This window comes from Streptomyces sp. NPDC052101, from assembly GCF_040680235.1.
In the GTDB taxonomy this organism is placed as follows: Bacteria; Actinomycetota; Actinomycetes; order Streptomycetales; family Streptomycetaceae; genus Streptomyces.
The window spans coordinates 128,559-145,633 of record NZ_JBFAWH010000020.1; the positions used below are offsets into that span (position 1 = coordinate 128,559).

Consider the following 17,075-nt stretch of genomic DNA (forward strand, 5'->3'; position numbering starts at 1 on the left):
AGAAGCCCCACCGTAAGCAGAGGAGATTCAGTCCGGTAGGGGACATCGATGAATGGAGCGATAAGGCATGGCTATGACCGATCGCCTGAATCCCGAAGGGCTCCGGTATGCGCAGGCGGTCGCCGAGACGAAGTCCTTCAGTGCCGCCGCACGCGCCTACGGTGTGACCCAGCCCGCCCTGTCCAACGGGATCGCCAAGCTGGAGGAACGCCTCGGCGGGGAGCTCTTCGACCGCTCGCCGCGCGGCGTGACCCAGACCGCCTTCGGCACCAGGATCCTTCCCTTGATCGAACGTGCCTTGGTCGCGCTCGATGCCGTCGCGGCGGAGGCCAGACGGCTGACCGAACCCGGCGAGCAAAAGATCCGCATGGGTCTTTCGCCCCTGATCGGCTCCCACCTGGTCGCCCGGGCGTTCGCCAAGGTCTGTGACCTTCCCGTCCCCCGCGACCTCGTACTGCGCGAGGCGAACATGCAGGACCTGCGCACATGCCTGCTGGCCGGCCAGCTCGACATCATCCTGATCCCGGCGGTCGCCGCGATGCCACGCTTCGAGCACCGGGTCATCGACGTCGAGCCGATCGTCGTCGTCACCCCCGACTCCACGCAGGCGACTCCGCTCGAACTCGAAGAGGCCGGCAAGGAGCAGTTCATCCTCGTGCCGGACACCTGCGGCCTGACCACCTTCACCACGCGGCTCTTCCAGGCGCACGAGATGCCCCTGAACACGTATCCGGGGGAGGCCGCCAGCTACCAGGTCCTGGAGGACTGGACGAAGCTCGGCCTGGGTTCGGCCATGGTCCCCCGTTCCAAACTCACCTCGCCCGACGTGCCCCACCGTCCGCTGGTGGATGCGGGCCGCGAGGTTCAGATCTCCTTCGAAGCGGTCTGGAGCGCCGACTCCCCGCTCGCCGCGGACCTGCTCCGCCTTGCCGACGGCCTCGCGGCTGCCCGCCACTAGCCATACGCATCGCTTATAGCGTGATTCAGCAGGATCCCCTACCGGCCCCTGCGAGAAATGCCTAACTTGGCAGGCACGTCGCGGCACATACCGCACTGCTCCATCCCTGCCGTCGATTGAGGCATAACCGTGGCGTATCGCGTCCACGAGAAGTACGAGAAGCCGCTCCAGGACATCGTCCCCGGCGCCACTGCGCGCCGCCCGCCCGCCCACACCGGCCCTGGCACACCCCCCGACACCGACACCGACAGGTGGAGTCATGCACGACCTCGAAGACCTGCTCCGCGAGTACGACCGTGCCCGCGCCTACACCGACGAGCTGTGGAAAGACCTCACCCCGGACGAGGTCACCTGGCGCCCACACGAGGACTCCAGTGCCATCGGCTGGCATCTCGGCCACCAGGCCCACGTCGCCCACTTCATGATCCGCAACCTCACCGCGGCCGAGCCCAGCCCCGACCCGGAACTGGACGGGCTCATGGACTCGGCGAATCCGGAGAAGTTCCGCGGCACGCTGCCCACGGTCGAACGGCTCGACGTCTTCCGGGACACCGTCGCCGAACGCGTCCACGCCCGCATCGGCGACATCGCCTCCGGCAACGTCGGCGCCGCCAGCCAACTGACAGTCGTCGCCACCCACCTGCTGACCGCACTCATCAACCACGAATACCAGCACGACCAGTGGATCAGCGAGGTCCGTGCCGACAGCCTCGGCCACGCGCTCCCGCCCGACCCGTGTTCGGACCGGCTCAGTCGCGTCGACGGCTATCTCCTCCTCAACCCCCATGTCTGACACGCCGTTTCGTCGTCCGACAACCGGCCTGGAACAGGAGCACCACATGTCCAGCAGCACCCTCGACTTCTCCGGCCAGAAGGTCGTCGTCATCGGCGGCACCAGCGGCATGGGCCACGCCGTCGCCCGCCATGTCCTCGATGCCGGCGGCAGCGCCGTCGTCACCGGCCGCACGCAGGCAAGCGCCGACGAGGCAGCGGCCGCCCTGTCCACCCACGGCAAGACAGTCGGTCTGGCAGCCGACCTGGCCGACCCCGTGGCCGTCGACCGCCTGCGCGTCATCCTCACCGAGGAGCACGCCGACGCCACCCTCCTCGTCAACGCGGCCGGTGTCTTCGCGCCGAAGCCCTTCCTGGAGCACATGTCCGAGGACTACGACCGCTATCAGGCCATCAACCGGGCCTTCTTCTTCCTCACCCAGACCGTCGTAGGAAACATGATCGCCCGCGGCGCGAAGGGAGCCGTCGTCACCATCGGCTCCATGTGGGCGCACCAGGCCGTCGCGGCGACGCCCTCGTCGGCGTACTCGATGGCCAAGGCCGGGTTGCACTCCCTCACCCAGCACCTCGCGATGGAACTCGCCTCGCACGGCATCCGCGTCAACGCGGTCGCCCCAGCCGTCGTGCGCACGCCGATCTACGAGGAGTTCATCCCCAAGTCGGACGTCGACTCCGCACTCGACGGCTTCAACACCTTCCACCTCTTGGCCGTACCGGCACCCCCGACGACGTCGCCGCCACCGTCGCCTTCCTCCTGTCGGACCGGACCGACTGGGTCACCGGCGCCGTCTGGGACATCGACGGCGGCGTCATGGCCGGACGCAACTGACAACAGGGCGCCGGCCGAGTCAGGCCCTGTCCGTCGTCACGGGGTAGGGAACGAAGGTGCTGGTGTTCTGGTCGATCCGCAGGGCGTGGCCGAGCGGTGGTGCGGCGCGCTGCGGGCAGTCGAGGCGTTCGCAGACGCGGCAGCCCATGCCGATGGGTGTGGCGGCGGAGGCATTGGTGAGGTCGAGGCCGTCGGAGTAGACGAGGCGATGGGCGTGGCGGATCTCGCAGCCGAGGCCGATGGCGAAGGTCTTGCCGGGCTCGCCCCAGCCGCCGCGATGCCGGGTGACAGCACGTGCGGTCCACAAGTAGCGTTGGCCGTCCGGCATTTCGGTGACCTGGACGTGGATGCGGCCGGGCGCGGCGAACGCCTCGTAGATGTTCCAGAGGGGACAGGTGCCGCCGGCGCGCGAGAAGTGGAAGCCGGTCGCGGACTGCCGCTTGGACATGTTGCCGGCCCGGTCGACGCGGACGAAAGAGAAGGGCACGCCGCGCAGCCGGGGCCGCTGGAGTGTGCTCAGGCGGTGGCAGACGGTCTCGTAGCCGAGGCCGTAGCGGTCGGTGAGGCGTTCGATGTCGTAGCGCACCTCTTCGGCGGCCGTGTGGAAGGCGCCGTACGGCAGGATCAGGGCCGCCGCGAAGTAGTTGGCGATGCCGATCCGGGCCAGGGCATGCGCCGGCGAGCCGGGCTCGAAGTCCTCCCCGGCTTGGCGGTTCAGCTCGTCGCCGTATTCGAGCAGGGCGAGTTGTGTCGCCATCCGGAAGGCGCGCTGGCCGGGGCGCAGGCGGCTGGACAGGTGCAGGGTGCGGGTCGGCTCGTCGTAGTGGTGCAGGTGGTCGCCGGTGTCGGCCGAGAGGTGGATGCCGTGGGCCGTGGCCAAGCGGTTCGTCAGGGCCTGTACGACCTCGCCGGGCCGGATGCCTGTGTCCTCGGCCAAGTGCTCGGCCGCGAGGTCGGTGTCGTGGAGGTAGTTCTGGCGGCGGTAGAAGAAGTCCCGGATCTCCTCGTGGGGTGAGCGGGGCGTCTCCCCTGCCGTGTCACGGCCGTCGGCTGCTCCGGTAAGGCGTTCGGTCAGGAGTTGGTTGCGGCGGCCCAGGTCGAGGAGGACCTGTGCGGCCCCGGGCAGGCGCGACGCCAGTTCGGCGAGGTCGGACGCCGAGATCTGGGCGGCGGCGATCTCCCGTGTCAGCGCTTCACGCAGGTCGGCCACGAGGCGGGTGGTGTCGCGTTCGGAGAAGAAGCCCGGGTCGACGCCGAAGGTCTCCGTCAGCCTGAGCAGGACGGGCACGGTGAGCGGGCGGGAGTCGTGCTCCATCTGGTTGAGGTAGCTCGGGGAAATACCCAGGACGCGGGCCAGTTCCGCCTGGCTCATGCGGCGCTCTTCCCGCAGCCGCCGCAGGCGCGCTCCCGCGTACGTCTTGCTCACCGTGGCTTCCTCCGTGTCCAAGTGCCCGCGAGTGTAAGCCAATTCGGCCCCTGCAAGCCTTCGCAAGATTGGCAAAACGCGGCGAGAAGATTCGCAGAAGTTAGCAGACATCCATGGTTGATGGCACTAAGTGCCAGTGCCAGAGTTTCAGTGCGGCCCGCCGGACCCGGCAGGCACCGCCCGGAACCGGGGCACGATTCACTGCCCTGACGTCGGAGATCCCGGCGGTGGCGGCGTCCTGCGTCGGCAGCATTGCTCACTCTCGACTCCGTGGTGACGGCGGGCCGCGTTTCAGTACGACGACACACAGTGCCATCCCTGGTTCGGGTAGCACGGGCTTGGCAGACGCCACAGATCGAGGAGACGTGACAGTCATGGCAGAGGCGAGGACGCAGGCGGCCGAGGAACTCGCGCGGCGCTGGGCCACCGACCCCCGATGGCAGGGCATCGAGCGCACCTACGGCGCCGAGGACGTCATCCGGCTCTCCGGCAGTGTCCGCGAGGAGCACACCCTGGCCCGGCGCGGTGCCGGGCGGCTGTGGCGCCAACTGCACGAGCAGGACTACGTCCACGCCCTCGGCGCCCTCACCGGCGGCCAGGCCGTCCAGCAGGTCAAGGCCGGGCTGCAGGCCATCTACCTGTCCGGATGGCAGGTCGCGGCCGACGCCAACCAGGCCGGCCACACCTACCCCGATCAGAGCCTCTACCCCGCCAACTCCGTTCCGCAGGTGGTCCGTCGGATCAACAACGCGCTGCTGCGCGCCGACCAGATCGCCACCGCCGAGGACGCCGGCGACACCACGGACTGGCTCGCCCCGATCGTCGCCGACGCGGAGGCCGGATTCGGCGGTCCGCTCAACGCCTTCGAGCTGACCAAGGCGATGATCGCGGCCGGCGCCGCCGGCATCCACTACGAGGACCAGCTCGCCTCGGAGAAGAAGTGCGGCCACCTCGGCGGCAAGGTCCTGGTGCCGACCTCGCAGCACATCCGCACCCTGAACGCCGCCCGCCTCGCCGCCGACATCGCCGACGTGCCCACCGTCATCATCGCCCGCACCGACGCCCTCGCCGCCAACCTGCTCACCACCGACGTCGACGAGCGCGACGCCGAGTTCGTCACCGGCGAGCGTACGGCCGAGGGCTTCTACCGGGTCCGCAACGGCATGGCACCGGTCATCGCCCGCGGCCTGGCCTACGCCCCCTACGCCGACCTGATCTGGGTGGAGACCGGCACCCCCGACCTGGAACAGGCCCGCGAGTTCGCCGAGGCCGTGCACGCCCAGTACCCGGACCAGATGCTGGCCTACAACTGCTCGCCCTCCTTCAACTGGAAGGCGGCCCTGGACGACGACCAGATCGCCAAGTTCCAGCGGGAGTTGGGCGCGATGGGTTACCGCTTCCAGTTCATCACCCTGGCCGGCTTCCACTCGCTCAACCACGGCATGTTCGATCTGGCCCGCGGCTACGCCGAGCACGGCATGACCGCCTATGTCGACCTGCAGGAGCGCGAGTTCGCCGCCCAGGAGCACGGATTCACCGCCGTCAGGCACCAGCGCGAAGTCGGCACCGGCTACTTCGACCTGGTCTCCACCGCCGTCAACCCCGCCTCCTCCACCACCGCCCTGGCCGGCTCCACGGAGGAGGAGCAGTTCCACCAGGCCGCCGGCCCGGGCAACCCCGCTGCCTGACCGGCCCCCGGCAGGAGCGGAGGGCGGACGGCCGTCTGCGCCGCCCTCCGCTCCCACCCCTTAGGAGAACTCGATGACCACCCTCGCACCGCCGCACCACGTTCGCGTTCTCGCCGCTCCGGGCGACCGGCACGACGAGATCCTCACCCCGGCCGCCCTGGACTTCGTCGGCGAACTGACCGCCGCATTCGGCGAGCGCCGCCAGGAACTGATGAAGGAGCGACGCCGGCAGGCGTTGCGTCTGGCGTCGGGCTCGCCGCTCGATTTCCCCATGGTCACCTCCGCCGTGCGGACCGACACGTCCTGGCGTGTGGCACCTGCGGCGCCCGGACTGACCGACCGTCGGGTGGAGATCACCGGGCCGCCCGACCGCCGTATGACCGTCAACGCGCTGAACTCCGGTGCGAAGGTGTGGATGGCGGACTTCGAGGACGCCACCGCGCCCCTGTGGGAGAACATCGTCGGCGGGCAGCTGAACCTGCTCGACGCCATCGAGCGCCGGATCGACTTCACCACGCCCGAAGGCAGGGAGTACCGGCTCGGCGAGAAGCTCGCCACCATCATGGTCCGGCCCCGTGGCTGGCACCTCGACGAGGAGCACCTGGAGTACGACGGCCGGCCCGTGCCCGCCGCACTCGTCGACTTCGGCCTGTACTTCTTCCACTGCGCCCAGCGGCAGATCGACGCCGGACACGGCCCGTACTTCTACCTCCCGAAGCTGGAGAACCGCTACGAGGCCCGGCTCTGGAACGACATCTTCGTCACCGCCCAGGACCTGCTCGGCATCCCCCGGGGCACGATCCGCGCCACCGTCCTCATCGAGACGATCACCGCCGCCTTCGAGATGGAGGAGATCCTCCACGAACTGCGCGAACACAGCGCCGGCCTCAACGCGGGCCGCTGGGACTACCTGTTCAGCCTCATCAAGACCTTCGGGCACCGCACCGACTTCCTGCTGCCCGACCGGGCGAAGGTCACGATGACCGCGCCCTTCATGCGCGCGTACACCGAACTCCTCGTGCGCACCTGCCACAAGCGCGGCGCACACGCCATCGGCGGCATGGCCGCCCACGTGCCGGGCAAGGACCCGGCCGCGAACGAGGCCGCGCTCGCCAAGGTCCGGCTGGACAAGGACCGGGAGGCGGAGGACGGCTTCGACGGCTCCTGGGTGGCCCACCCCGGGCTCGTCCCCGTCTGCCGTGAGGTCTTCGACGGTGTCCTCGGCGATCACCCGCACCAGCTGGACCGTACCCGGGACGACGTGGACGTGACGCCCGCGGACCTGCTGTCCGTGCGCCGGATCAGCGGACCGCCCACGCTGGAGGGTGTGCGGACGAACATCGCGGTCGCGCTGCGCTACTTCGCCGCCTGGCTGCGCGGGCAGGGCGCGGTCGCGCTGTACGGCCTCATGGAGGACGCGGCCACCGCCGAGATCGCCCGTGTGCAGGTCTGGCAGTGGCTGCGGCACCGGTTGATCGACCGGGAGACGGTCCTCGGACTGCTCGAAGACGAGGTCGCCGCGCTCGGCGCCGAGTACCCGTGGGCGCCCGTCGACGACATCCGTGCGCTCTTCGAACGGACCGCGCTGACGGGCGAGTTGCCGCTCTTCTTCACTCCGGACGCCTACACCCGCCACCTCGTGCGCCACACGGAGGCTGGGGCATGAGCGAAGACATCCGGCGCGTCGGCGTCGTGGGTGGCGGTCAGATGGGCGCCGGTATCGCCTAGGTCTGCGCACGGGCCGGGCTCGACACCGTGGTGTGCGAGGTGGACACGGTCGCGGCCCGCGCCGCGAAGGACCGGGTGGCGGCGTCGCTCGACCGCGCCGTACGGCGCGGCAAGCTGGAAGCAGCCGCCGCCGGGGACGTGCTCGCCCGCGTGGTCTTCACCAGCAGTCTCGACGACCTCGCCGACCGGCAGCTGGTGGTCGAGGCGGTCGTAGAGAACCCTGACGTCAAGAGTGAGGTGCTCGCCGCCCTCGACAAGATCGTCGAGGATCCGGAAGCCGTGCTGGCCTCCAACACCTCCTCCCTGCCGATCATGCGGCTCGGCATGGCCACCGGCCGGGCGGACCGGGTCGTAGGGCTGCACTTCTTCAATCCCGTCCCCGTACTGCCGCTGGTGGAGGTCGTGACCTCCCTGCACACCTCGGCCGCGGCGACCGCCAGGGTCGAGGACTTCGCGGCTCGCGTGCTCGGCAAGACCGTGATCCGGTCACAGGACCGGGCCGGCTTCGTCGTCAACGCGCTCCTCATCCCCTGCCTGCTGTCGGCGATCCGGATGGCAGAGTCCGGCTTCGCGGGCGCGGTGGACATCGACACCGGCATGGAGCTGGGCTGTGCCCACCCCATGGGGCCGCTCAGGCCGGCGGACCTGATCGGACTGGACACCGTCGCCTCGATCGCCGAGTCGCTCTACGACGAGTTCCGCGAGCCGCTCTACGCGCCGCCGCCGCTCCTTCAACGGATGGTGGAGGCGGGACTGCTCGGCCGGAAGACCGGACGGGGATTCCACACCTACGACCTGGGCTGAGGGGGCTGGGCGTCGTCGACTTCGAGGTTCCCGGCTTCGCGTCGTTCATCGGCGGACGTCTGCTGGAAAGCGAACGGGAGTGGCGGACGTCCTCGGCCGTACCCTCCAGGAACCGTTGGCCGCCGTCCGTGACCGGACCGAACGGCACGTCATGCGCCGTCGTGTCCCTCGGTGGCAGCCCGTGGCACGTCCTCAAGTGCGCTCGCCCACTGCTGGGACCACTCGGTGAGCGGACGTAGGGCCTGGCGGGCGCCATGTCCGAGGGGGGTGAGCGCGTAGCCGCCGTCGGGCAGTCGCTCGGCAAGTCGAGCGTCCTGCAGTTCCGTGAGCCGCTGCTGCAGGACGCTGGACGACATGCCGTCGCAACGCTGCTGCAGCGGCCGGAAGCCGAGTGGGCCGTCGCGCAGCTCCCAGACGATGCGCAGAGTCCAGCGGCGGCCGAACAGATCGAGCGCGGCCATCACCGGCCGGCCGGTCGTGGACCCGCGGACCGGTCCGTGCGGCCTGGGTGTCGACGTCACCGCCGTGACCTCCCGTCAGCTCTGTTGCTTCGGATTTCGAAACGGTAGCATTGCGCCGGTGCTTCGATTTTCGAAGCGCTACCAGGTCGGCCGATCCGGCACAGGGAGGCAGGATGGCTCCGCAGAGCACGACCACCGCACGCTCCACGACGTTCCGCTGGCAGGAACCAGGACCCCTCTTCGCCACCAGACCGGAACTGTCCGGTCTGCACTATCTCCAGGGCATGTTGAACGGCGACGTGCTTCCGCCGCCGGTCATCCAGGCGCTGGGCATCACCCTGGTGCGTGCCGAGCCCGGCCTGGTGCGGTTCGCCATGCCCGTGCGTGACCACCTCGTCAACCATCTCGGATTTCTCGCGGGTGGCATTCTCTCGACCGTCGTCGACGTGGCCCTGGCCTCCGCGGTGCTCTCCATGGTCACTCCGGATCAGGACATCGTCACTCTCGATCTGAACGTCGACTTCCTGCGCCCCGTCGACGGTGCCTGCGGCTCGGTGACCGTCGACGCCGAAGTGGTGCATCTGGGCCGCAACCGTGGCCTGGCGACGTGCCGCGCGGTCGGCCCGAACCAGCGGGTGTACGCCATCGGCAAGAGCACCTGCCTGATCCGCCCCAAGACTCCGCCGGCCGACGCGCCGAGCGGCAGAGCGACCGGCATCGCACACGGAGAGAGCCATGATGTTTCCTGACCACGCGGCCCGCGGTGCCATCGCGCTGGCGTTGGCCGAGGATGCCGCCGCGGACGACATCACCACCCGGTGGAGCGTGCGCGAGGACCTGTGTGCACAGGCTCGGATCATCTCCCGTCAGGCCGGGGTGGCAGCCGGGATTCCGCTCGCCGCCGAGGTCTACCGGCAGCTCGATCCCACGGTGGTCGTGCACGACACGATCAGCGATGGCACGCCGGTCAGGCCGGACGACGTGCTGCTCCGGCTGCGGGGGCCGGCGCGAAGCCTTCTGGCCGGCGAGCGCACCGTACTCAACTTCCTCCAGCGACTGTGCGGAATCGCCACCTTGACGAGTCGCTATGTGTCCGAGGTCCGCGACCTCCCGGTGCGCATCCTCGACACCCGCAAGACCGTGCCGGGTCTGCGCGCTCTCGACAAGTACGCGGTGACGGCTGGCGGCGGGCACAACCACCGGATGAACCTCGCGGCCATGGTGCTGTTGAAGGAGAACCACATCGCGGCGGCGGGCGGTGTCACCGCTGCCGTCACCGCCGTTCGCAAGGGCATGGCCGACGAAGGCAGAGACGTGCTGATCGACGTCGAGGTCACGACCCTGGCCGAACTTCGGGAGGCCGTTGCCGCCGGGGCCTCCTGGATCATGCTCGACAACATGCCCCTCCACGAGCTGGTGGAGTCCGTCCGGCTACGCCGGCACCGCGGTCTCGACATCGTGCTGGAGGCGTCGGGCACCATCACCCTGGAGCGGCTGCGGACGATCGCGGAGACAGGGGTCGACGTCATCTCGGTCGGCGCCCTGACACACAGTGCCCCCGCCCTCGATCTGACCATGCTGGTCGACGGAGCCCCTCGTGTCTGATGCCCTCGCCATGAGCGGGCCTTCGGCCCGGTCCCTGACCGCTGTTCCGGCTTCAGTCCAGGAGCAGGGGATTGGGCAGGTCTGCCGCGGGATCCATGCGCAGGAGCGTGTGCAGGACGCCGGCGAGACCGGACATGAGGCTGGGTGAGAACGCCTCACGGGCCAGGCCGCCGACGGGGCCGCGCTGTTCGAGACCGGTGAGGATCTCCGCGTCGAGGTCCAGCTGGTCACCGTAGCCCAGGGAGGTGAGGAACTCCCAGAGGCCGAGGTCGCCGTGGCAGAGGGTGTGGCTCCAGCCGAAGCCCTCGGCGGCGCAGGCACGTGCGGCGCGGTGGGCCATGCCGAGGTGGACGGGATCGCCCATGCGCCGGTGCAGGTCGAGCATGCCGATGCCGATCCCCGCGCTGCCGTGGCACCAGCTGGTGAAGAAGTCCTCCTCGGCGCCGATCCGGACGTCGAGCCAGTTGCCCTGTTCGGGCTGCCAGAGGGATTCCTGGAAGGCGAAGGCTTGCTGAGCGAGGCGCCGCCAGCCGCGGCGTTCGGCCATGGAGCCGGCATCGCTGAGGGCGAGCCGGGCCAGCGCCCAGCCGATGCCGGTGGCGCCGTGGGCGAAGCCGCCGATGCCCTCGGGGTTGAGCCGGGTCGTCCAGCGAGCGCCGCTCGCGTCGAGCGTGGCCAGCCCGGTCAGCCGGCGCCCGATGTGCGCGGCGGCGCCGAGCCACCGGTCCTGCCCGGTCGCGGTGGCCAGGTCGAGCAGGGGGACGATCGCGCCGGCGACCCCGTTGAGGAGGTCGACCTCGATGTCCTCATCGACCAGCGGAGCGTCCTCGGCGAGCAACCGGGCCCGCTCGGCGGCCCGCTCCAGCAGCCAGTCCTCACCGAGCACCCGGTGCAGCGCCAGCCACGTCCACACCTGGGAAGCGGCACCGCTGAACGCCCCGGCCGACGGCGTCGGCGTGCGGTCCTCGGTGCCGATCAGCACGCGCAGGGCGCCCTCGAAGGTCTCGGCCACGCCCGGCATGTCGTCGGCCCGGCCCGCCCGTACCTCGGTCAGGTACTCGGCGAGCGTGAGCGCGACCCCGCCCTGCCCGGTGTAGAGGTCGGCGGGCAGCACCCGGATGGACCATCCGGCGGGAGTGAAGACGGGGCTGATCCAGGTGACTGTGCCGTCCGCGCCGCGCACCGCGCCGTCGCACAGCCGCCGTACCATCTGCGCGGCCAGGTCCCGGCGGCGCCGCTCCCGGTCGCGGCCGTGCGGGTCGCGGGCGGCGGCCTGCACCCGGGCGGGCAGCGAACGCTCGTTGAGGTAGGCACCCACCAGCGCGTCCTGGATCACCGCCTCCTCCAGCGCCAGATCGGCGGTGCGCCAGTCCTCGACCGTGTCGCGTACGGCGGTCGCGTCCACGGCGAAGGTGAACATCGGTACGTCGCCGGCCAACAGGTCCGCGATCTCGCTGTCGATGGTCGCGCGGTCGGTGGGCGCGCCGGGCAGCACCTCGGCGTTGCGCCGCAGGATGTCCCGGGCCCGCTCCACGGCTGCCGCCTCGTCGTGCAACGACGCCGGATGCCACAGCATCCGCCCGATGTCGACGTACGCCTGTGTCGGCCGCCGGATACGCCGCGCCTGGGTGCCCTCGAAGCGGTGCAGCAGCCGGTAGGGGTCCCGGCCGGGCCGGTGCAGATGCGCGGTCATCTCGCGGAAGCCGGTCAGGATCCGGTCCCAGTACGTGCTCAGGACCGGTGTGGGGCTGGGGTGGTTGCCGGTGGCGGGCATCGCCACCAGGTCCACCTGGAAGCGGGCCGCCGCGGTGCCGCCGTCCGCGATCACCGGGTTCGGGATCAGCGGCTGCTGACCGGGCAGCGCCCCGACTCCGGAGATGTCCACTCCGCCGAGCGCGAAACCGGTGCCGCGCACGGGCAGCAGTCCGGTCCGCAGCACCGTACGGCGGATCGCCGCCGCGGCCACGTCCACCGCGTCGCCCCGGTCACTGGGCGGGAACGGCGCCGGGGCGTCGAAGAGGGTCTCGGCGTCCACGATCACCGGCACGGGGCCGGCGGCGATCATGTTCTCGGCGTGCATGTCGGTGCCGCCGGTGAACCGGAGGACGGCCAGCCAGTGTCCGACACCGCGATAGAACGCGGCGAGTTCGGCGTCGTCCGCGCAGTACCGGTGGGGGACGAACTCGGCCCAGCCGTAGCCCTCACGCGTCAGGGTTCGCGGCACACGGATGCGCTCGTGCGCCGCCGCGGCACCGGGGAAGTCCGCGAACAGCTCGTCCAGCAGGGCGCCCAGTGCCACGTCGATCCCGGACGGGCGGGGCTTGTACATGACGCTTCCGCCCGCGAGGTCGACCCGGCTGACGGTCAGTCCGCCCCGGTGGCTGTCGCCCGCGCCGAAACCGACGGCGCGCAGCTCTCCCGGTGATCGGCCCAGCAACGGCGCCAGCAACGCACGGTCCGCGGCGAGCCGTGTCGCGAACGCCGCTGTTGCCGCCACCGAGAGCCGCGCCACGGACGCTATCCGCCGGCCGAGGCTCGGGTACCGGCCGGCCAGCCGGTCGAGGTAGGCCGGTTCGCTGGCCTGCTCGATGAAAGCGGACCACGTCTCCCGGTCGGCGGCGGCCTCCCCGCCACCCGCTGCTCCCACCTCACCCGCCGTCAGGCGCAGCGCGTGCAACTCGATCAGGAACAGGCGGGCGAGCTTGGCGTGCAAGGACCTGAGCAGGGCGGTGTGCCCGGCCTCCAGCACCACGTCCCGTTCTTCCCGGCCGAGTGCGTCCACGTCGGCCAGCCGCCGGGCCAGCTCGTCTCGCCAGGGCCGGGCGATGCCCCGTACGGGTTGGGTGAACCATTCCGCCTGGTCTCGCGTCTCCAGCCCCGAACCGCTCACCGTCCGCCTTCCCCGTGCCACCACGTCGCGCCGTCGAAGGCGCCCGGACGGAGCATGGGGAATCGTTTCACCAGACCGGTTCCCCACACTCCTGCTCGTAGAACCTCACTCCGCGAAAGCGCTGACCTGTCAGCAGCACCAACTGCCGTGCGAACCGCTCGGGCTGGAACAGAAGCCATAGAGGGAGTCGCTCGGGTCGATGAGCGCGGCCTCGGCAGCAGTGCCTCCGACGTACAGGGGCCCGGCGGGGTTGGACTGGCCGTACGCGCTCTCGGCGCCCGACAGCCAGGCTTCGATCACGGCGGTGTGGGACACACGGGTCTGGGGCATGGGTGGCCTCCGGACGTAGGAATGGGGCGGATTGCCCAGCCCTGAGTATGGCCGGGTCCGAACGGACGTCAGATGGCCGATTCGGCCACACTCAGGTGGTGCTGGTGCGGCGCCGTGCCGTCTCCGGGGCCGACGAGAGGGTACGACCGGCACACCGTGTCACCTTCTGGGCAAGGGCATGCCCCAGCGCGTGGCGCGCTGAGGTCGTGGGAGGTGGCGGAAAGAGGTCTCGACGTTCGTGGGGGTGCGTGCGACGACGACCGTCCGGCCAGTCGCCGGTCAGGGAAGCGTTCAGAACCGGACCGTGACGAGGTAGAAGACGACAGCCCAGAAGGCCATCGCCGCCACGACGACACCAAGGCCACGAAGGTTGGCTCTTGCCGGTTCGTCCGGCGCTGGCCGCAGCCATCGCCCGAGCAACGGGTTCACGTAGTAGGGCATGGTCAGGAAGCTCATGAGGAAGCTCGACAGCAGGTTGCCCACGAGCAGGCCGGTCCAGAGCGGCATGTGCAGCGGGGACAGAGCGAGAGTCAGCAGCACGACAGTGGGGTACAGGCCGACCCAGACCGCGAGCGAGGTCCTGGTCTCGGAGGGCGGCGGCGGTGCCTCCTTGCCGTTGCCCTCGAAGGCGAACCAACTGCCGAACGAGTTGTCGATCGTATGCAGTTTGAAGTCGCTGAACTTCTCGCCCTCGGCCAGGATCACCTGCCGCTGGGGCGACGTCAGCCAGGCGTCGAGGTGTTCGGCGCTGTCGTAGCGGTACAGCGTGGTCCATTCCTCCTGAAGCCCCTCGATGGGGCGGAAGAGCTCGGTTCCGCGAAACCCGTCGAACTTGCTCTCCTCCTGGACCATGCGGTGCTGCCAGGCGAGGAAGTCGTCGACCTGGTTCGGGTGGACGCGATGGGTGACCACCACGGTGACCTCTGGGTTAACGCGGCGAAAGCCGTGTCCACCTTCCTCGATGTCTCGATTCAGAGGGGACGTCGGCTCTCTCCGAGTGCCCGACGTGACGCGCGAGTGTCTCGGTTGTAGAGCGTCGACGTTGCGCCTCGGAATGCCCTCCTGGGGGTGACGGCATGGCGTCGGCAGCCGTGTTCGCTGCGGATCGGTGAGTGAATCTGTCGGGAATCTTGAGGTTCGGGGTCATTTAGCCTGCCTCCACCACAGGGGCCGGGGCAGTCCTCGTTTGTCGAGGTACTGCTGGAACGCCGTGGGCGGGCGCGGCCGGTAGGGGCCGTCGGCGGGTTCTTGAAGGCTCAGCCGCTCGACGTTGATCGTGAGTGCGGCCAGGACGTGCCGGACGCGCGTCTTCGCGAGGCCGCGGTAGCGGCACCGGCGTCCGCGGTGGCCGTCCACGAACTCCTCGATGCTGCCCTCGGCCCCCGAGCGCAGCCCGTAGAGCCGGCGCCAGTCGACCATTTCCATAAGCTATGAATATAAAAATGCTATGCTTCGAGCATGAGTCGTCAAGACACCGCTCCTGGCGCGTCCGCCGCCATCGGGGCAGCCCTCTACGGCCTGGCCACCAGGGCCGCGAGACGCCTGCCCCGGGACATGAGCCTGACGTCCGCCGCCACCCTGGCCACCCTGGACCGGACCGGCCCGCGGCGCATCACCGATCTGGCCGCGGTCGAGGGCGTCACCCAGCCCGCGATGACCGCCCTGGTCCGGGTGATGGAGGAGTCCGGCCTGGTCGAGCGGCGGGGCGACGCGTCCGACAAGCGGGTCACGCTGGTGTGCCTGACCGAGGCCGGCGCCTCCTATGTCCGGACGCAGCGCCAGGCGGGCGTCCACGCGTTCGAGCGGTTGATCGGCGAACTCACCGGCGACGAGGTCGAGGCGCTGGTGGCGGCCCTTCCGGCGCTGAAGCATCTGGCAGAGCTCGAAAGCCAGGACCGCGAAGGGCCGAAGCAGTGACCGGGCAGCCGGTCGGCGGGGTCACGGTGAAGGCGTTCCCGGCGGCGCGTTCCGAGGCGCGGCTGCTGGTCCCCGCCCTGATGTTCATCGCTCTGGTCGTGGCGGCGGTCGCCAGCCTCGGGACGCCGCTCATCACCAGCGTGGCGACCTCGTTCCACGTCTCGCTCGGCAGCGCGCAGTGGACGCTGACCGTCGCGCTGCTCAGCGGCGCCGTCGCCACGCCGGTCCTGGGCCGGCTCGGAGCCGGCCCGCATCGGCGGGCCACGATCCTCGCCACGCTGGCGGTCGTCGTCGCCGGCAGCGCGCTCACCGTGCTGCCGCTGCCGTTCGCGTGGCTGCTGGCCGGCAGGGCGGCCCAGGGCGTCGGGCTCGGGCTGACGGCGCTGATGATGGGCGTGGCCCGGGACCACCTCCCCGAGGAGCGCAGCGCGGCCGTGATCGCCCTGATCTCGGTGGTCTCGATCATCGGGGCCGGCCTCGGCTACCCGCTGGCCGCACTGCTCGCCGAGCTCGGCGGGGTACGGGCCGCCTACGGCCTCGGCCTGGTCGTCACCGTCGCCGCCCTCCTGACCGCGTGGCGCTCCATGCCCGAAGCCCCCGAAGGCCGCTCCGCCCACGTGGACGTGGCAGGCGCGGCCGTCCTGGCCGCTGCGCTGCTCCTGGTGCTGTTCCTCGCCGGCGAGCGGAATCTGTGGAGCCGGCACCTCGCCGTGGCGGCGGGCCTCGCCGTCGTCGCGGTGGTGCTGCTCTGCGTCTGGGCCGTCATCGAGCTGCGCAGCACGACGCCCCTGGTCGATGTGCGGGCGGTGCGGCACCCGGCGGTCGCCGGGGCGAACCTCGCCATGTTCGTCGGCGGGATCGGCATGTACCTCCTGCTCACGCTCATCACCCGGTACGCGCAGACGCCGCACGGCGCCGGCTACGGCTTCGGGCTGACGACCTTCGTCGCCGGGCTGGTCCTCATCCCGTTCTCGGTGCTGGGGTTCGTCGCCGGCAAGCTCACGCCGCGGGTCCGGACGCGGATCGCCGACCCCCTGCTCCTGGCCGCCAGCGCCGTCGTGGTCGGCGGCGGGTTCGCCCTGTTCGCGGCGGCCCGGTCGAACCTGGCCGAACTGTTCGCGGCGATGGGCGTGCTCGGCTTCGGCGTCGGCGGCTTCTCGGCCGCGATGCCCGGCGTCATCCTGGCCGTCACCCCCAAGAGCGAGACGTCGAGCGCCATGAGCTTCAACTACGTCGTCCGCAGCGTCGGGTACTCCCTGGGCAGCGCCATCGGCGGCCTGATCCTCGCCGCGGGCACCGGCCCCGGCCACCTCTTCCCCGACGACAGCGCCTACACCACCGCGGCGCTGGTCGGCATCGGCGCCATGGCGATCACGACGCTGACAAGCCTCGCTCTCGCCCGCCGACGCTCGTCCGAGACCAACCCGTAAGTCAGATGCACTCATCCCAACACTGGAGGTTCCATGCCCAAGGGCTACTGGGTCAGCGTCTACCGCACCATTTCAGACCCTGAGAAGCTAGCCGCCTACAACAAGCTGGCGGGTCCGGCCGTTCAGGCCGGGGGCGGGCGGAGGCTCGCCCTCGGCGGTCGGGTCGTCGCCCACGACGCCGGAATCGCCGAGCGCACCGTCCTGATCGAGTTCGACA

Annotated in this window: 16 protein-coding genes and 2 pseudogenes; 12 read left to right on the forward strand and 6 right to left on the reverse strand. The window is 70.4% G+C overall.

Going from position 1 to position 17,075, the window contains the following annotated elements; all coding sequences use genetic code 11:
- Positions 1–67 precede the first annotated feature (67 nt).
- The 4 genes and pseudogenes from AB0L75_RS30635 to AB0L75_RS30650 all read left to right on the forward strand — a co-directional run bounded on the left by AB0L75_RS30635 (position 68) and on the right by AB0L75_RS30650 (position 2,579).
- Complete coding sequence (locus AB0L75_RS30635; protein WP_365187327.1) at positions 68–958, forward strand: LysR family transcriptional regulator; 891 nt, start codon at positions 68–70, stop codon at positions 956–958.
- Between the two features lie 259 nt (positions 959–1,217).
- Positions 1,218–1,751 carry a DinB family protein gene (locus AB0L75_RS30640; protein WP_365187330.1) on the forward strand — a complete coding sequence of 178 codons (534 nt, stop codon included), beginning with the start codon at positions 1,218–1,220 and terminating at the stop codon, positions 1,749–1,751.
- Positions 1,752–1,860: 109 nt separating this feature from the next.
- A pseudogene (locus tag AB0L75_RS30645) lies at positions 1,861–2,340 on the forward strand (SDR family oxidoreductase); the annotation flags it as partial.
- Positions 2,235–2,579, forward strand: a complete 345-nt coding sequence (locus AB0L75_RS30650) for an SDR family oxidoreductase (protein ID WP_365187332.1) — start codon at positions 2,235–2,237, stop codon at positions 2,577–2,579. The pseudogene AB0L75_RS30645 and the gene AB0L75_RS30650, both read left to right, overlap by 106 nt.
- A 19-nt stretch (positions 2,580–2,598) precedes the next feature.
- Here AB0L75_RS30650 and AB0L75_RS30655 read toward each other — a convergent pair whose 3' ends face one another.
- Complete coding sequence (locus tag AB0L75_RS30655; protein WP_365187370.1) at positions 2,599–4,005, reverse strand: short-chain fatty acyl-CoA regulator family protein; 1,407 nt, start codon at positions 4,003–4,005, stop codon at positions 2,599–2,601.
- Between the two features lie 374 nt (positions 4,006–4,379).
- On the opposite strand from AB0L75_RS30655, the gene aceA reads away from it, so the two are divergent.
- From aceA to AB0L75_RS30670, 3 genes and pseudogenes are all read left to right on the forward strand, one after another.
- A complete protein-coding gene (aceA, locus tag AB0L75_RS30660) occupies positions 4,380–5,693 on the forward strand; it encodes an isocitrate lyase (RefSeq protein ID WP_365187335.1) in 1,314 nt (437 codons plus the stop codon).
- A gap of 73 nt (positions 5,694–5,766) precedes the next feature.
- The gene (gene aceB / locus AB0L75_RS30665; protein WP_365187338.1) at positions 5,767–7,359 is read left to right on the forward strand and encodes a malate synthase A; all 1,593 of its coding nucleotides are present in this window, start codon (positions 5,767–5,769) and stop codon (positions 7,357–7,359) included.
- A pseudogene (locus AB0L75_RS30670) lies at positions 7,356–8,225 on the forward strand (3-hydroxybutyryl-CoA dehydrogenase). Before aceB ends, AB0L75_RS30670 begins: the two are co-directional and overlap by 4 nt.
- 149 nt (positions 8,226–8,374) lie before the next feature.
- Here AB0L75_RS30670 and AB0L75_RS30675 read toward each other — a convergent pair.
- On the reverse strand, positions 8,375–8,686 hold the full coding sequence (locus AB0L75_RS30675) for a helix-turn-helix domain-containing protein (protein WP_365187373.1): 312 nt from the start codon (positions 8,684–8,686) through the stop codon (positions 8,375–8,377).
- A 173-nt stretch (positions 8,687–8,859) separates the two neighbouring features.
- On the opposite strand from AB0L75_RS30675, the gene AB0L75_RS30680 reads away from it, so the two are divergent.
- Together AB0L75_RS30680 and nadC are read left to right on the forward strand one after the other, a co-directional pair.
- Positions 8,860–9,435, forward strand: a complete 576-nt coding sequence (locus AB0L75_RS30680) for a PaaI family thioesterase (RefSeq protein ID WP_365187341.1) — start codon at positions 8,860–8,862, stop codon at positions 9,433–9,435.
- Positions 9,422–10,291 (forward strand): carboxylating nicotinate-nucleotide diphosphorylase, encoded by an 870-nt coding sequence (gene nadC, locus AB0L75_RS30685; protein WP_365187343.1) that lies wholly within the window; start codon positions 9,422–9,424, stop codon positions 10,289–10,291. The genes AB0L75_RS30680 and nadC overlap by 14 nt, the downstream gene beginning before the upstream one ends.
- Positions 10,292–10,343: 52 nt before the next feature.
- On the opposite strand, the gene AB0L75_RS30690 is transcribed toward nadC, so the two are convergent.
- From AB0L75_RS30690 to AB0L75_RS30705, 4 genes are all read right to left on the reverse strand, one after another.
- Positions 10,344–13,181, reverse strand: a complete 2,838-nt coding sequence (locus AB0L75_RS30690) for a type 2 lanthipeptide synthetase LanM family protein (RefSeq protein WP_365187346.1) — start codon at positions 13,179–13,181, stop codon at positions 10,344–10,346.
- A 129-nt stretch (positions 13,182–13,310) separates the two neighbouring features.
- Entirely contained in the window at positions 13,311–13,511 is a 201-nt protein-coding gene (locus AB0L75_RS30695) for a DUF6229 family protein (RefSeq protein WP_365187348.1), read from the reverse strand.
- A gap of 291 nt (positions 13,512–13,802) precedes the next feature.
- The gene (locus AB0L75_RS30700) at positions 13,803–14,423 is read right to left on the reverse strand and encodes an antibiotic biosynthesis monooxygenase (RefSeq protein WP_365187351.1); all 621 of its coding nucleotides are present in this window, start codon (positions 14,421–14,423) and stop codon (positions 13,803–13,805) included.
- 231 nt (positions 14,424–14,654) lie between these two features.
- Positions 14,655–14,930, reverse strand: a complete 276-nt coding sequence (locus tag AB0L75_RS30705) for a transposase (protein WP_365187353.1) — start codon at positions 14,928–14,930, stop codon at positions 14,655–14,657.
- 135 nt (positions 14,931–15,065) lie between these two features.
- On the opposite strand from AB0L75_RS30705, the gene AB0L75_RS30710 reads away from it, so the two are divergent.
- From AB0L75_RS30710 to AB0L75_RS30720, 3 genes are all read left to right on the forward strand, one after another.
- A complete protein-coding gene (locus AB0L75_RS30710) occupies positions 15,066–15,428 on the forward strand; it encodes a MarR family transcriptional regulator (protein WP_365187376.1) in 363 nt (120 codons plus the stop codon).
- Positions 15,425–16,858 (forward strand): MFS transporter, encoded by a 1,434-nt coding sequence (locus AB0L75_RS30715; protein WP_365187356.1) that lies wholly within the window; start codon positions 15,425–15,427, stop codon positions 16,856–16,858. The genes AB0L75_RS30710 and AB0L75_RS30715 overlap by 4 nt, the downstream gene beginning before the upstream one ends.
- A 33-nt stretch (positions 16,859–16,891) precedes the next feature.
- A partial coding sequence (locus AB0L75_RS30720; protein WP_365187357.1) for a DUF1330 domain-containing protein occupies positions 16,892–17,075 on the forward strand: 184 nt, incomplete at its 3' end.